This is a genomic window from Flagellimonas sp. (assembly GCF_965233845.1).
GTDB lineage: Bacteria > Bacteroidota > Bacteroidia > Flavobacteriales > Flavobacteriaceae > Flagellimonas.
Window position 1 is genome coordinate 262,629 of sequence record NZ_OZ247584.1, and the last position, 13,649, is coordinate 276,277.

Below are 13,649 nucleotides of genomic sequence, written 5' to 3' on the forward strand. Positions count from 1 at the left end.
ATGGCCCAAACAATAATCAATCAAAAAATCAAAAAACGAATGAAATTTAAGATCACAGTGATCATGGCACTATTTGCCATGCTCGCCACCAACGCTCAAATGAAAAAGTGGACCCTGCAGGAATGTGTAACATTTGCCGTGGAGAACAACTTGACCATTGAACAGTTTGAATTGGACTTGGAAAGCGCCAAAATTGATAAGTCGGATGCCATTGGAAACATGCTTCCCAATTTAAATGGGTCATCCACAATCTCAAGTAACACGGGTTTTTCCATTAATCCAACTAATAACCTGCCCACCAACAGTACAGCTTTCAACGTGAATGGGTCATTGAGTTCCAATGTAACCTTGTTTGACGGCTTGCGTAACATGCGCCAATTGGAAAGGGCCAAATTGAACGCTATTGCCAGTCAGTATCGCTTGGACGATTTGAAAGATGATATTCGCTTAAACGTGGCCAATGCGTATTTGCAGGTAATTTCCAATAAAGAACAGTTAAAGACCTTCCGGGCACAATATGCAGTTACTGAACAGGATTTGAAGCGAACTAAGGAGTTGGTGGAATCCGGGGTGGTGCCTAGAGGGGACTTGTTGGAAATTGAGGCCACCGCCGCCAATCAAGAGCAGCAAATTGTAAATGGGGAGAGTCTGGTGTTGATTGCCAGAATCAATTTGGCACAGTTGCTTCAAATTACCGACTACGAAAATTTTGATATTGCTGATGAGGAGTTTGAGATTCCGCCATCGGATATTTTGGATAATTCTGCCAAGGTCATTTTTGATAAAGCACTGGGCTTTAGAAACGATATCAAGTTCTCTGAGTCCAACGTAAAACTTGCAGAAGAGGACTTGAAAATTTCCAAAGGAGCCTATTACCCTACACTGTCGGCATTTTTCCAATATGGAACAAGATATTCTGATGTGACCCAAATCCCAGATCAGAATGGAGTGCCTTTTACACCAAGTTTCACCGATCAGTTGTGGATTTTTGATGGGGTTTCCTATGGTGCCCAGTTGAATGTGCCCATTTTTAATGGTTGGAGTACCCGGAACAATGTAAAGCGCTCACAAATCAATCTGGAGAAGGCCAAATTGCAGTTTGAACAGGATAAGCTGGATTTGGAAACCAACATCCAACAAGCCTATGTAGATGTTACCACTTTTTTTAAGGCCTATGAAGCCGCTGAAAAAACCTTGGAAGCCAGAAGATTGGCTTATGAATATGCCAAGGAACGTTTTAATGTGGGGTTGATGAATGCCTTTGATTTTAGTCAAGCGCAGTCCAGGGTGGACAATGCGGAAGCGGATGTAATTCGTACCAAATATGACTATATCTTTAGATTGAAAATATTGGAGTTCTACTTTGGCATTCCCATTTCCCTAAACTAACAGGGTAGACTATTGAACTGTAAACCTTTTATTTTCCAGTGAATTTTGTCAGGTCGAGCGGAGTCAAGACCTATGGAATGGATAGACTTCTCGACTGCCTGCCTGTCGGCAGACACAGCGCTCGAAGTGACCGTTGGATTTTGGCTATGAGACTTCCTCTAAACTAGTATCTTTGTGGCCGCTATGGCCATAATACTCAATTTAGAAACCGCAACAACCAATTGTTCTGTAAGTATTTCCAATGGAAAGGAAATTCTGTGTATAAAGGAGAATAATGCAATAAACTATTCCCATTCAGAGCAGTTGCACGTCTTTATAAAGGAAGCCTTGGAAGCGGCTTCTTTGTCTTTTTCAGACCTGGATGCCATTGCCGTGAGCAAGGGCCCTGGTTCGTACACCGGACTTCGGATTGGGGTATCCGCGGCCAAAGGGCTCTGTTTTTCGCTGGATATTCCCCTGATTTCCATTCCAACACTTCAGGGTATGGCACTACAAGTGAAGCTCAATACAGGGGAGGTTGCCATTCCTGTTTTGGATGCCAGGCGAATGGAAGTGTATTCCGCTGTTTTTGATGATCAAGGAGAAGAAATCCGTGAAACAAGGGCAGAAGTAGTGGATGACCAAACTTTCAACGAGTTTGCCAACTTCAAAGAAGTACATCTGGTTGGGAGCGGAGCGGAGAAATGCAAAGAAGTACTTCAACGTTCCAATTTTCAATTTCATACCAAAGTAGTTCCTTCAGCAAAGGAAATGGCGGAATTGGCTTATACCAAATTCAAAGCAAGGGAATTTGAGGATGTGGCCTACTTTGAGCCATACTACCTCAAAGATTTTGTATTGCAAACCAAGAAAAAAGCTTAATCCACTTCGTGAACCACTCTTTGTGGGAATGGAATTTCTATCCCCGCTTGGTCAAAACGAAGTTTGGTTTCCTCAATGACATAAAAATGGGCTGGCCAGAAAACGTCGTTGTTTGCCCAAAAACGCAATGTAAGGTCAACGGAACTATCTCCAAGGTTTCCCACATACACTTCGGGAACGGGGTCGGTCAAAATATTTGGGTTGTCCGCACAGATTTGCAATAAAACTTCCTTTGCTTTTTTTATATCGGAGCTGTACCCAATGCCCACGTCAAATTTACCACGTCGGGTGTTTTCCATATTGTAGTTTACAATGCTACCGTTGGACAACTGTCCGTTGGGTATAATGGCCACCTGATTGCCAAAAGTGTTGAGTTTGGTGTTAAAAATACTGATCTGTTTCACCGTTCCCTCCAGGCCTTGGGCAGAAATCCAATCGCCAACCTTGAAAGGTTTGAAAATAAGGATGAGGACTCCCCCCGCAAAATTGGATAAAGATCCCTGAAGCGCCAGACCAATGGCCAATCCAGCGGCACCAACAATGGCCACCAAGGAGGATGACTTTACCCCTAATTGGGTTACGACAACCACAAAAAGCAGTACTTTGAGGGCTATGCTAATAAAACTCTGAAGAAAGCTTTCGAGGGTAGGGTCATAGTCTTTCCGTTCAAAAAATCGGTGAACCATCCTGTTGATCAACCGCACTATCCAAAATCCAACAAAAAATATGACAACTGCCAATATCAGATTGGGCATAAAGCCCCAAAACCATTCTATGGCATGCTCTAAATGTTGCTCAAAATCCCTGAGTTCTTTCATAACTTGAAGCAGAAAATAAGTTTATTAGTTGTTTATCAGTGCTACGGCCTTATCTGCCGTTTGCACCGGAAGTTTGCAAGTGCCTTCAATACAGACATATACAAAGGTTTCTCCTTCTGCATATCTATTGGTTAATAATTCTACAGGGCCATCCTTGGCCGATCCCACCAAAATGCTATTGGGAATATAGGTTTTGCTAATTTCCTTCCCAAGGGCTTTATAGTTTTCCCCAACCACGGCAATCTCGTAGAAATTCTGATTCTCAAAAAGGACCAGGTTCATCCAATTGGCGTATCCCTGTGCACTTTCCACAAAATCGTCCTGTACATTTTTAAGCATCTGTTTGGCCATGTCCCCATAGCCTTCATTTGGATACAGCTTATGGAATTTTAGGAGATTTTTTGCCATGATGGAATTGGATGAGGATATTTCCTTGTCAACAGTCTCGATGGATCGTCTGATAAGAGAGGTGTCCGCATCCGAAGTATAGAAGAACATTCCGGATTTAGGGTCCAAAAAGTGAACTTTGGCATACTCCACCAACTTTTTGGAGTGATTCAGCCATTTTTCGTCAAAAGTTACCTCGTAGAGCGATAAAAAAGCCTCGCTGATAATGGCATAGTCTTCCAAAAATGCATCAATGTCACTTTTACCATCCTTATGGTTTCTAAACAGCGAATAATCGTCTTTGATCATTTCCTTTTCAAGAAATTCTGCATTTTTCAGGGCCATATCCAAGTATTCCTGGTTCCCCAAGTACCGATGTGCGTCTATCAATCCGCTTAACATAAGGCCGTTCCAGGAAGTGAGGATTTTATCGTCCAATCGGGGTTTGGAGCGTTTGGCACGTTCTTTTTTCAGGACTTGCTGGGCATTTTGCATTTTCTGCTTCAATTCTTCCACAGCAATGTTGTGTTTATTGGCTATTTCAGCATCTTCTTTATCCCGAATCAGGACATAATTACCGTGTTCCCAAAGGCCATAGGAGTTGATATTGTAATAATCCTTGAAAACGTCAAAATCTGCTCCAAGAAGTTGACTAAGTTGTTCCTTGGTCCACACATAGTAGGCACCTTCCTCCAATTCGCCGTTTACATCCAAGCTGTCTGCATCCAAAGAAGAGTAGAATCCGCCATTTTCATCCAATAGTTCCTCTTTCACAAAGGCAATGGTCCGTTCAACAACATCCCGATACAGCTCATTTTTGGTGACCGCATAGGCCCTGGCGTACAAGCTGGTTAAGGGGCCATTGTCATAAAGCATTTTTTCAAAATGGGGAACATGCCATTTGGTATCCACGGCATATCTGGAAAAACCACCGCCAACATGATCAAAAACCCCACCAAAGGCAATACGTCTTAGGGTAACATCCACCTGCTCCATGAGTTCAGGTTTGTTGTTGGTATTGGCATAGTGCATTAAAAAATCCCAATTGTTGGGCATCATGAACTTTGGAGCCCGTTTATAACCTCCCAAAAAGTTGTCAAAGTGCTTGGCCCAATTCTCCACCGAAGCATCCAGTTGCTCCATGGTAAATAAACCGGAATCGGGTTTATGCTCCACCAAATTAATGGCGTTGATCCCATTGGATAGGTCCGTTGCATACTTGACTATCCTGGATTTATCATTTTGGTATAGCTCGATGAGTTGTTGAAGGGATTTTATCCAATTGTCCTTGGGTACATAGGTGGCGCCCCAAAAAGGTCTACCGTCTGGTAGGGCAACAATGTTGAGGGGCCAGCCTCCGTTTCCGGACATCATGGTTATAGCGTCCATGTAAATTTGGTCCACATCGGGTCTTTCCTCCCGATCAATTTTTATGTTGATGAAATTTTCATTCATCATTTGGGCCACTTCCTCATCCTCAAAACACTCCTTCTCCATAACATGGCACCAGTGGCACGATGAATAGCCAATACTGATAAGCAAGGGTTTATCCTCTTTTTTGGCCCTTTCCAGCACTTCGGGTCGCCAAGCTTCCCAGTTCACCGGATTATGCGCATGTTGAAGCAGATAGGGACTGGTTTCATTGATTAAGGCATTGGTGTGTTTATGGGTCACTTTACTGGTTTTTTGGGTGCAGCCCTGGTTCAGTGACATTATCACTGATAATAGGATAATTCTTTTGATCATAACAATTCTTTTGGACATAAAAAAAGCGCCCACAAAGGGCGCATTCTTTTTCTTGCCCTTTGATTATTTTACCTCAAAGGTAATCTTTACATTGACTCTGTATTCATCAATTTTGCCATCTTTAACAGAAGCACTTTGCTCGTTAATGTAAACAGAACGTATGTTTTTTACCGACTTTGATGCCTGATCCAGCGCATTTTTTGCCGCTTGTTCCCAACTTTCATCCGAGTTGGCCAATACTTCGATTACTTTTAATACTGCCATAATAGTTAATGATTTTAAATTTATTCAATTTAACAAAAATTGATCACAACTATGGCAGGATAGCTTGAAATCAGCCGTTGATGGCGACCACTTCGTTTACCTTGTCGCCCAACATATTTTTCAGCATGGTTTCAATACCGTTCTTAAGGGTGAATGTTGATGACGGGCAACCACTACAGGCCCCTTGGAGGATAACGTTGACCGTTTTACTGTCAGCTTCATAGGACTGGAACAGAATATTGCCCCCATCACTTGCAACCGCTGGCTTTACGTACTCGTCCAAGATGTCAATAATTTGTTTGGAAGTATCATCATAAGCGGTTTGTGCTTGGTTTTGACTCGCGTCTTCTTTGGACTTTTGAATACTTTCCGCGGAAATCACTTCTTTACCATTGGCCAAAAAATCCCGGATAAACTCACGTACTTCCATGGTCACGGTATCCCATTCAGCGATGTCAAATTTGGTAACGGAAACATAGTTTTCATCCAAAAACACCTCTTTGACAAACGGAAAGTGAAAAAGTTCCTGTGCAAGCGGACTGTCCTTGGCCTCATCTATATTCTTGAACTCGTAAGTTGCAGGCACTATTTTCTTATTGGAAACAAACTTCATTACTCCCGGGTTGGGCGTTACTTCGGCATACACGGTAATGGGTTGTTTCTTTTGCACTTCCTCTTCAAGAATCACCGGCTGGCCGTCGTTTAGATATTCCACCAATTGTTGGGCCACTTCATCCTTGACATCTTCCCACTCCACAATATCAAATCGCTCTAGGGCAATAAAATTTCCGGAGATATATACCGTCTTAATAAAAGGAAGGTAGAAAAGTTGTTGGGCTAAAGGCGAATTCTTTGCCTCGTCTATGTTTTTGAGCTCATAATTGCCTTTTGCAAGGAACTGATTTGCCTCAAATTTTATGATTTTTGGGTTGTTGGTGGGTACAACCGTGATGTTATAGTCGTTCATAGCCAAAATTTGTACAAAAATACCAAAGTAAAGATGAGGGGCAAAATATATAATAATGTATGCCGGAGGGCGTTATTTAAATGTTTGATTACCTTTAAACCCCAACTATAGCCCCAAACACTGCATGAGACGCTATGTAACCTCACTGATCGTAGCCCTTACCATAGGGCTTTCCGCTAAGGCCCAAGAGGGCATTCCTGTTTATTTTGATTATTTGGCGGACAACTACTATTTGGTGTATCCCTCAATGGCTGGTATTGCGGAAGGAACCAAGATTAGGCTTACTGCCAGAAAACAATGGTTTAACGTGGATGAAGCACCCAGTTTGCAGACCTTGAACTTTAATTCAAGGGTAGGGGACCGTAGCGGAATTGGTGCTATTTTGTTCAATGATAGCAACGGTTATCACTCCCAAACAGGATTTAAGGGCACATTTGCCCAACATCTTCAGTTGGGTGGAGATTTTAGGACTTTGAACCAGATTTCGTTGGGACTTAGTGCTGGGGTAATTTTAAGTAGTTTGGACGAAACCGAGTTTCGTTCCATAATTCCTGATCCGGTGGTTACCGGTACCAAGAACACCGTTAGTTATTTTAATGTGGATTTGGGAGCTTCCTATAACTATATGGAGTTCTACGCGCACTTTGCTGTTTTGAACGTACTGGGCAGTGGTAGGGATTTGTACAGTTTGGAAGAATTTGATAACCTCAGAAGATATTTACTGTCTGCAGGCTACATTTTTGGAAGAAAGACCAGGATTGAACCTTCCATTTTGTTCCAGCTAACAGATTTTACCCGTGAAAAGACGGTGGATATCAACGCCAAGGTATATAAAGATGTAAGTTTTGGTACCGTTTGGGCAGGACTTTCCTATAGACGAAGCTTTGATGGGGCGCAATTTCAGACCAATGGCGGATTTGGAGAGCAACGTTTACAGTTGTTCACTCCCATTGTAGGGGTAAACTGGAACCAATTTTTGTTCTCCTATAACTATTCTTATCAATCCGGGGATATTCGTTTTGACAATGGTGGTTTTCATCAAATTACCTTGGGCTACGAATTTGGACAGAATGATCAAAGCAAACGCTACGATTGTTATTGTCCCGCCGCCAATAACTAAAAATGGCCCATCGGTTAGGATGGACCATCTTAACTACAATCAACACAAAACTAATCCCACTTGTAGTTTTTCTTGGCTGCCTGGTTTTTAATGGCCGATAAGAGCGCATTTTCCAATTCTCCAGTCTCTTCTTTTTGGTTTTTGGCAATATAGGCCTCGCGTTTTATGTTCAAATCCTGGATTTGTTTCTGGATCTTTTCACGCTCCTCTTTTTTGTCTTCCACATATTCCTTGATTTCCTTCTCTGATTTACCTTGAAGTTCCTTGGGCAGGTCTTCCACAGCTATTTCGGAAACTTCCATCTCATCCTCTTCAATGGCGTCCACCAAATCCCATTTGGAGTTTTTATAAAGCCTGGAGCTTTTGCTTACCGATCGTTTTACGGCAACGCCTTTGTTCATTTCATTTGCCCTCATATCTTGCGCCGCTTGTGCAGCTTCCTTTTCGGCGCCAAGGTATCCGTAGGAAACATAGGTCTTGTTGAGCTTGGAATTGAGCTGAATAATGATATCATCATAGGGAGTTTCAATATGGACCACCTGTCTGTTATGGTCAATGGCCATATACTCACCACCAGTCAAGGTGGCGCCGTTTTTCCATTCCGTTGAGATACCTTGCTCGTAATTTCCGCAAAAGATGGTATTTACAATAACATCGTTCTCCTTAGCAGTATGGGCGGCATCCCTGTAATTCAATTTTCCTTGGGTAAAGGGCTCGTTCCCCGCAATGAATATCATTTTAAGGTCGTCGGCATTTTTGCCCCATTCCAATTGCTTTAATGAAGTTTGAATAACTTCTCCACAGAATTCTTCCCCACCATTGGTGGTCAAGGAAAACAGTTTTTCGGAAATCTCATCCAAGTCTTCGCTGAATCCCAGCACTTGACGGATATAGCCTTCGCTCGAAGCCAAATTATCATTGCCGTACTCGTAAAGTGCGATTTGAAGTAATGGGCGTGTCTCGTTTCCGCATCGGGCATGGGTAAATTCGTTGACAATGTCCCAAAGTTGCGCTTTTGCCTGGTTAATAAGTCCGTCCATACTGTTACTGGTATCCAATAGCAGAGCTATTTTCACATATTGCTTTGCCGGCTTTTCAACTACTGCTGTGGTTACCAAAGAAGCCGTTTCCGGTTGATGTGCCTTAAGATTGCAACCATATAGTGTTCCAGTCGCCATAGTCATAAGGGCTATTCCAAATAGGTGTTTCAAATGTTTCATAGTTCAATGTTTTAAATCTGCCCTAAAACTATTTCCAACTTTTTTGAATTAAAATCCAGAATGAGTGAACAGGTCATTTTGGTGAGGGAGCAGGGCAAACCATTTTGTGACGTGGGGAAAAAGGCTAAAAATTGCTGTGTTTTCAGGGGAACACCATTTTTTAAAAAGCTTGGGATGAACTAAGTTTACAGGAGTAATAAAGAAATGGGACACCGTCATATTATATTAATTCTTGTTTTGGCTTTTACCAGCATTGGTTTAGGGCAGCAGAACGGACGCAAATTGGTGGAAATCAAAGGCTCTGTAAAGGGCAAGGAGAACTATGAGCCCATTTCTGGTGTGGATGTGTCCACGGATTCGGGGTATTATACCACGACCAACAGCCTGGGAGAGTTCAGAATTAGAGCGGCTATTGGAGATCTGCTCATTTTTGAAAGCGGGGAGTTTGAAACTGCAAGGCACAAGATTACTTCCGATGAGGATGTGGATGTATTGGTGGAAGGTTATGCTCCCTCTAGAAGCAGTAGAAAAGAGAAAAAGCTAAGTTCAATTTCCAGAAAAGTGGAGGATCATCAGCGTTTTTTGGATTCTGCCAACCAGTATAAAAGAACCGATTTGGAAAAAAGTATCGACTTCATTGCGCAGTCCATCTCCCTTTTGGGTAAACAGGGAAACAAAATAGAACTCTCCAATTCCCTTACGGCACTGGGCGAAATTTATTTATATCATCAACAATACGATTTGGCCATAAGCAGTTTCAAGGATGCTCTTGCCGCAAGAAGAACGGTAAAAACAGAGTTGCTTTTAGGTCAGGCCCATATTTTGAACAAGGAGTTTGGGAATGGCGAGTCCACGCTGGCCCCACTGGTAGATGTCAAAGGTCTTGTGCCTTATCAGCGAATTGAAATTTATGAAGGCCTGGGAGATGCCTACAAAGGCTTGGGAGATGTCCAGAAAGCGTTGGAATTCTATCAAGAAGGGCTTCAAATTGCCGAAAAAAATCAGATTTCCCCTAAAGTAATCGATTTGAATTCCAAAATTGCTGATACCTATGCTAGGGATAACAGGCTTGTAGAGGCGGAAGGTTTTTTTGCCAATTCCTTGAACCTCTCCAAAAAAGTGGCTCCAGAACGCCAAATCCAGGAAAATGAGAAAGTGGCGGATTTCTATAACGAGAAAAACCGTTATGAAGATGAGATTCAATTGCGCAAACAGAGTTTGAATGAGCTACAGCAACTCCCCAGTGTTTCCGTTAATAAAGAAAATGCCGCTGCAGGACTGCCGGATTCCATCACTTCCCAACAGATAAATTATAAGATCGGTAGGGCGTATATAGCCCAAGATAAGCTGGATGAGGCCATACCCTATCTACAAAAGAGTATCGTAGAGGCAGACAACGAGGACGATTTGGTAGTGCAAAAGGATGCCACAAGAAGATTGTCCGAAGCATACCGGTATAAAGGTGATTTTGCCAAAGCCTTGGAAACCTATCAAGATTACGTGGCGGTGGTGGATAGTTTGTATGCAAGAAAAGAGCAGGAAATTTCAAGGGCGGCCCGATTGAATCGTGAAATAGCTACCAAACAAAACCGTATTTCAAGCCTGGAGCAAGAAAGGGAATTATCGCAAAGCAAGTATAGCCTGGCCTTAACAGAGCAGCAATTGTTTGAGGAAGCCAGTAAAAGGCAAAAATGGATCATTTACTCCCTGATTTTTGGAATGGTATTGATGGCCTTGACCGCATTTCTGTTCTATAGAAACAATCAGCAGCAAAAACTGGCCAACAATCTTTTGGCACTGAAGTCGCTTCGAACCCAAATGAACCCCCATTTTATCTTCAATGCGCTCAATTCAGTGAACAACTTTATTGCTAAGAGTGATGAACGGAGCGCCAATCGTTTCTTAAGTGATTTTTCCGTTTTAATGCGAAGTGTTTTGGAAAATTCCGAAGAGGATTTTATCCCCTTGCCCAAGGAACTGGAACTTTTGGAACTCTATGTAAAATTGGAGCACTCCCGTTTTTCGGACAAGTTTGATTTTTCCATAGAAATTGATGATAAAATTGATGTAGAGGCTTTTGAGATTCCGCCAATGCTCTTACAGCCCTATATTGAAAATGCTATTTGGCACGGACTTCGATATAAGGAGGAGAAGGGGTTTTTGAAAATTAAGGTAGGTGAAGTGTCCAAGGATAAGTTGAAAATCGTGATTGAGGACGATGGGATTGGGAGAAAGAAGTCGGCTGCATTGAAGACCGAAAATCAAAAGAAACAGAAGTCCAAGGGAATGGGAAATATCAAAAAACGGATTCAAATCCTAAACGATATGCATAAGAATAAGGTGGAAGTGTCCATAACGGATTTGAAGGAAGATCAAACGGGGACAAGGGTTACCTTAAATCTAAGAAAGGACTGATGGATTTGACAGCAATTTTAGTTGAGGATGAGGCTAATAGCAGGGAGATTCTACGAAATTATCTGGCGAAGTATTGCCAAGGGGTGAAACTTTTGGGAGAAGCTTCCAATATTGACGAAGGGCTTGAGCTCATTAAGAAAAATGAGCCTGACCTGGTCTTTTTAGATGTGGAAATGCCATTTGGAAATGCTTTTGATTTATTGGACAAGCTACCTGACAGAACTTTTGAAACCGTTTTTGTTACGGCTTACAACCATTACGCGATGGATGCCCTGAACAGCCATGCGGCTTATTATTTAATGAAACCCATCAATATTGATGAATTGATTAAGGCCGTGGATTACGTAAAAGAGATCAAAGAAAAGGAAAATGCTTTGGAAGGACGGGTGCTCAGCGCAGGACCTATTAAGGCGGAGGGAAAAATCACTTTGCCCCAACAAGATGGGTTTCAAGTGTTGGAAGTAGGGGATATCTATTTTTGTAAAGCTGATGACAACTATACCGAAATCTATCTGGAGCATAAGAAGATATTGGTGAGCAAAACCCTTAAATATTTTGAGGATGCCCTCAGCTCCTATGCCTTTGCTCGAATACATAAATCCTATTTGGTCAACGTAGCAGAAGTGGTTAAGTACAAAAAAGGAAAAGGGGGGAGCGTGGTGTTGTCAAATGGAAAGGAATTGTCAGTTTCGGCATCAAAAAAGGCTACATTGCTCTCTTATTTTAAATAAGAATGGAAGAATTATGATTGTAAAATCAGTAAGGGGTAAAACCCCGGAATTTGGTAACGATTGCTTTATTGCAGAAAATGCCACTATTGTTGGGGAAGTAACCATGGGAGACCAATGCAGTATTTGGTTTAATGCAGTGGTTAGGGGCGATGTTAACTATATAAAAATGGGAAACAAGGTCAATGTGCAGGATGGAGCGGTGATTCATGGAACCTATCAAAAAGCGGCAACAACCATTGGAAACAATGTTTCCATTGGCCATAATGCAGTGGTGCACGGCTGTACCATTAAGGACAATGTGCTGGTTGGTATGGGAAGCATAATCATGGATAATTGTGTTGTGGAAAGCAATTCCATAATAGCGGCAGGTGCAGTGGTTACTCAGGGAACCCGCGTGGAGGCCGGAAGCATATATGCAGGTATGCCGGCAAAGAAAATTAAGGATATAAGTCCCGAACTCAGCTCTGGGGAAATTGATCGCATTGCCAACGCTTATGTGACATATTCAGGTTGGTTCAAAGAAAGTGATTAATCTATCCTTCACCCATTGCCCATTACCCATTACCCATTACCTGTCACCTATCACCTAACACCTAACACCTAACACCTAACACCTAACACCTAACACCCATCATCTAAGCCCCATCATCTAGCACCCTTGGCCCTTTGCCCGCTACGCACAACTCCTCGTCAAAAATGCGCAGTAACATTCCAAAATATCCCTATTTTAGCAGAATCAAAACCAGACTATAATGAAAGCACATATATTTCCCGGACAAGGCGCCCAGTTTGTTGGAATGGGACTGGATCTTTATGAAAACCACTCCTTGGCGCAAGAATTATTTGAACAAGCCAACGATATTTTAGGGTTCTCCATCACCGATATTATGTTTGAAGGTACAGCAGATGACCTGAAGCAAACCAAAGTTACCCAACCAGCAATATTTTTACATTCAGTAATATTGAGCAAAGTGTTGGGAGATGGGTTTACGCCCGAAATGGTGGCAGGCCACTCTTTGGGGGAGTTTTCCGCCTTGGTTGCCAATGGAACCCTTAATTTTGAGGATGGACTTAGTTTGGTTAGCCAGCGTGCTTTGGCCATGCAAAAAGCCTGTGAGCTAAAACCTAGCACCATGGCAGCTGTATTAAGCTTGGCCGATGAAGTGGTGGAAGAAATATGTGATAGCATTAATGGTGTTGTTGTGCCTGCAAATTATAATTGTCCTGGACAGCTTGTTATTTCAGGAGACATAGAAGCCGTAAATAAAGCCTGTGAAAAGATGAAAGAAGCAGGAGCCAGAAGGGCATTGTTACTTCCCGTTGGGGGCGCTTTCCATTCCCCATTGATGGAGCCGGCAAGAGAAGAATTGGCAGCAGCCATAGACGCTACTAATTTTAACGAACCAAATTGCCCCATCTATCAAAATGTTCCTACCACAGCTGTAACCAGTGCCTCTGAGATCAAAAAAAATCTAATGTTGCAGCTTACTGCCCCGGTCAAATGGACGCAGAGCGTGCAACAAATGATCAAGGATGGAGGAAATACTTTCATAGAAGTTGGTCCAGGCAAAGTATTACAGGGCTTGGTAAAGAAAATTGACTCTGGGGTTGAGACTTCATCCGCAGTCCTCTAGCATACTATTTATCCACGAATTACTACAGTTCAGCCAATAAACCTAGATTTAATCCACAATTTTCTGGGCTTCCTTTATTTTTTAGTAATATTGGTGC

General features: G+C 42.4%; 12 protein-coding genes. 7 read left to right on the top strand and 5 right to left on the bottom strand.

Annotated features, from left to right (window positions below; translation table 11 throughout):
* Positions 1-39 precede the first annotated feature (39 nt).
* Together ACO6S0_RS01195 and tsaB are read left to right on the top strand one after the other, a co-directional pair.
* Positions 40-1,389 carry a TolC family protein gene (locus ACO6S0_RS01195; RefSeq protein WP_422350226.1) on the top strand — a complete coding sequence of 450 codons (1,350 nt, stop codon included), beginning with the start codon at positions 40-42 and terminating at the stop codon, positions 1,387-1,389.
* A 183-nt stretch (positions 1,390-1,572) separates the two neighbouring features.
* On the top strand, positions 1,573-2,250 hold the full coding sequence (tsaB, locus tag ACO6S0_RS01200; RefSeq protein WP_422350227.1) for a tRNA (adenosine(37)-N6)-threonylcarbamoyltransferase complex dimerization subunit type 1 TsaB: 678 nt from the start codon (positions 1,573-1,575) through the stop codon (positions 2,248-2,250).
* Here the strand turns inward: tsaB and ACO6S0_RS01205 are convergent.
* The 4 genes from ACO6S0_RS01205 to ACO6S0_RS01220 all read right to left on the bottom strand — a co-directional run bounded on the left by ACO6S0_RS01205 (position 2,247) and on the right by ACO6S0_RS01220 (position 6,432).
* Positions 2,247-3,068, bottom strand: a complete 822-nt coding sequence (locus tag ACO6S0_RS01205) for a mechanosensitive ion channel family protein (protein WP_422350228.1) — start codon at positions 3,066-3,068, stop codon at positions 2,247-2,249. The two genes, tsaB and ACO6S0_RS01205, sit on opposite strands and share 4 nt — an antisense overlap.
* 24 nt (positions 3,069-3,092) lie before the next feature.
* Positions 3,093-5,201 carry a thioredoxin domain-containing protein gene (locus tag ACO6S0_RS01210; protein ID WP_422350229.1) on the bottom strand — a complete coding sequence of 703 codons (2,109 nt, stop codon included), beginning with the start codon at positions 5,199-5,201 and terminating at the stop codon, positions 3,093-3,095.
* A 63-nt stretch (positions 5,202-5,264) separates the two neighbouring features.
* Positions 5,265-5,465: a dodecin family protein gene (locus ACO6S0_RS01215; protein ID WP_136466086.1), complete on the bottom strand. Its 201-nt coding sequence runs from the start codon at positions 5,463-5,465 to the stop codon at positions 5,265-5,267.
* Between the two features lie 70 nt (positions 5,466-5,535).
* Positions 5,536-6,432, bottom strand: coding sequence for a NifU family protein (locus tag ACO6S0_RS01220; protein WP_422350230.1), 897 nt, complete (start codon positions 6,430-6,432; stop codon positions 5,536-5,538).
* Positions 6,433-6,556: 124 nt separating this feature from the next.
* On the opposite strand from ACO6S0_RS01220, the gene ACO6S0_RS01225 reads away from it, so the two are divergent.
* Positions 6,557-7,552: a type IX secretion system membrane protein PorP/SprF gene (locus ACO6S0_RS01225; RefSeq protein ID WP_422350231.1), complete on the top strand. Its 996-nt coding sequence runs from the start codon at positions 6,557-6,559 to the stop codon at positions 7,550-7,552.
* Positions 7,553-7,602: 50 nt separating this feature from the next.
* Here the strand turns inward: ACO6S0_RS01225 and ACO6S0_RS01230 are convergent, their stop codons facing one another.
* Positions 7,603-8,772 (bottom strand): VWA domain-containing protein, encoded by a 1,170-nt coding sequence (locus tag ACO6S0_RS01230; RefSeq protein ID WP_422350232.1) that lies wholly within the window; start codon positions 8,770-8,772, stop codon positions 7,603-7,605.
* Positions 8,773-9,009: 237 nt separating this feature from the next.
* On the opposite strand from ACO6S0_RS01230, the gene ACO6S0_RS01235 reads away from it, so the two are divergent.
* The 4 genes from ACO6S0_RS01235 (at position 9,010) to fabD (ending at position 13,552) form a co-directional block, all read left to right on the top strand.
* A complete protein-coding gene (locus tag ACO6S0_RS01235) occupies positions 9,010-11,187 on the top strand; it encodes a tetratricopeptide repeat-containing sensor histidine kinase (RefSeq protein WP_422350233.1) in 2,178 nt (725 codons plus the stop codon).
* Positions 11,187-11,918, top strand: a complete 732-nt coding sequence (locus ACO6S0_RS01240; RefSeq protein ID WP_422350234.1) for a LytR/AlgR family response regulator transcription factor — start codon at positions 11,187-11,189, stop codon at positions 11,916-11,918. The genes ACO6S0_RS01235 and ACO6S0_RS01240 overlap by 1 nt, the downstream gene beginning before the upstream one ends.
* Positions 11,919-11,931: 13 nt before the next feature.
* Positions 11,932-12,450 carry a gamma carbonic anhydrase family protein gene (locus ACO6S0_RS01245; protein WP_422350235.1) on the top strand — a complete coding sequence of 173 codons (519 nt, stop codon included), beginning with the start codon at positions 11,932-11,934 and terminating at the stop codon, positions 12,448-12,450.
* A gap of 220 nt (positions 12,451-12,670) precedes the next feature.
* Positions 12,671-13,552 (top strand): ACP S-malonyltransferase, encoded by an 882-nt coding sequence (gene fabD, locus ACO6S0_RS01250; protein WP_422350236.1) that lies wholly within the window; start codon positions 12,671-12,673, stop codon positions 13,550-13,552.
* Positions 13,553-13,649 lie beyond the last annotated feature (97 nt).

What these genes read in the sequence shown, in the direction of transcription:
- ACO6S0_RS01195 (WP_422350226.1), top strand. Translation starts at nt 40, where the DNA reads ATGAAATTTAAGATCACAGTGATCATGGCACTATTTGCCATGCTCGCC.
- tsaB (WP_422350227.1), top strand. Translation starts at nt 1,573, where the DNA reads ATGGCCATAATACTCAATTTAGAAACCGCAACAACCAATTGTTCTGTA.
- ACO6S0_RS01205 (WP_422350228.1), bottom strand. Translation starts at nt 3,068, where the DNA reads ATGAAAGAACTCAGGGATTTTGAGCAACATTTAGAGCATGCCATAGAA.
- ACO6S0_RS01210 (WP_422350229.1), bottom strand. Translation starts at nt 5,201, where the DNA reads ATGATCAAAAGAATTATCCTATTATCAGTGATAATGTCACTGAACCAG.
- ACO6S0_RS01215 (WP_136466086.1), bottom strand. Translation starts at nt 5,465, where the DNA reads ATGGCAGTATTAAAAGTAATCGAAGTATTGGCCAACTCGGATGAAAGT.
- ACO6S0_RS01220 (WP_422350230.1), bottom strand. Translation starts at nt 6,432, where the DNA reads ATGAACGACTATAACATCACGGTTGTACCCACCAACAACCCAAAAATC.
- ACO6S0_RS01225 (WP_422350231.1), top strand. Translation starts at nt 6,557, where the DNA reads ATGAGACGCTATGTAACCTCACTGATCGTAGCCCTTACCATAGGGCTT.
- ACO6S0_RS01230 (WP_422350232.1), bottom strand. Translation starts at nt 8,772, where the DNA reads ATGAAACATTTGAAACACCTATTTGGAATAGCCCTTATGACTATGGCG.
- ACO6S0_RS01240 (WP_422350234.1), top strand. Translation starts at nt 11,187, where the DNA reads ATGGATTTGACAGCAATTTTAGTTGAGGATGAGGCTAATAGCAGGGAG.
- ACO6S0_RS01245 (WP_422350235.1), top strand. Translation starts at nt 11,932, where the DNA reads ATGATTGTAAAATCAGTAAGGGGTAAAACCCCGGAATTTGGTAACGAT.
- fabD (WP_422350236.1), top strand. Translation starts at nt 12,671, where the DNA reads ATGAAAGCACATATATTTCCCGGACAAGGCGCCCAGTTTGTTGGAATG.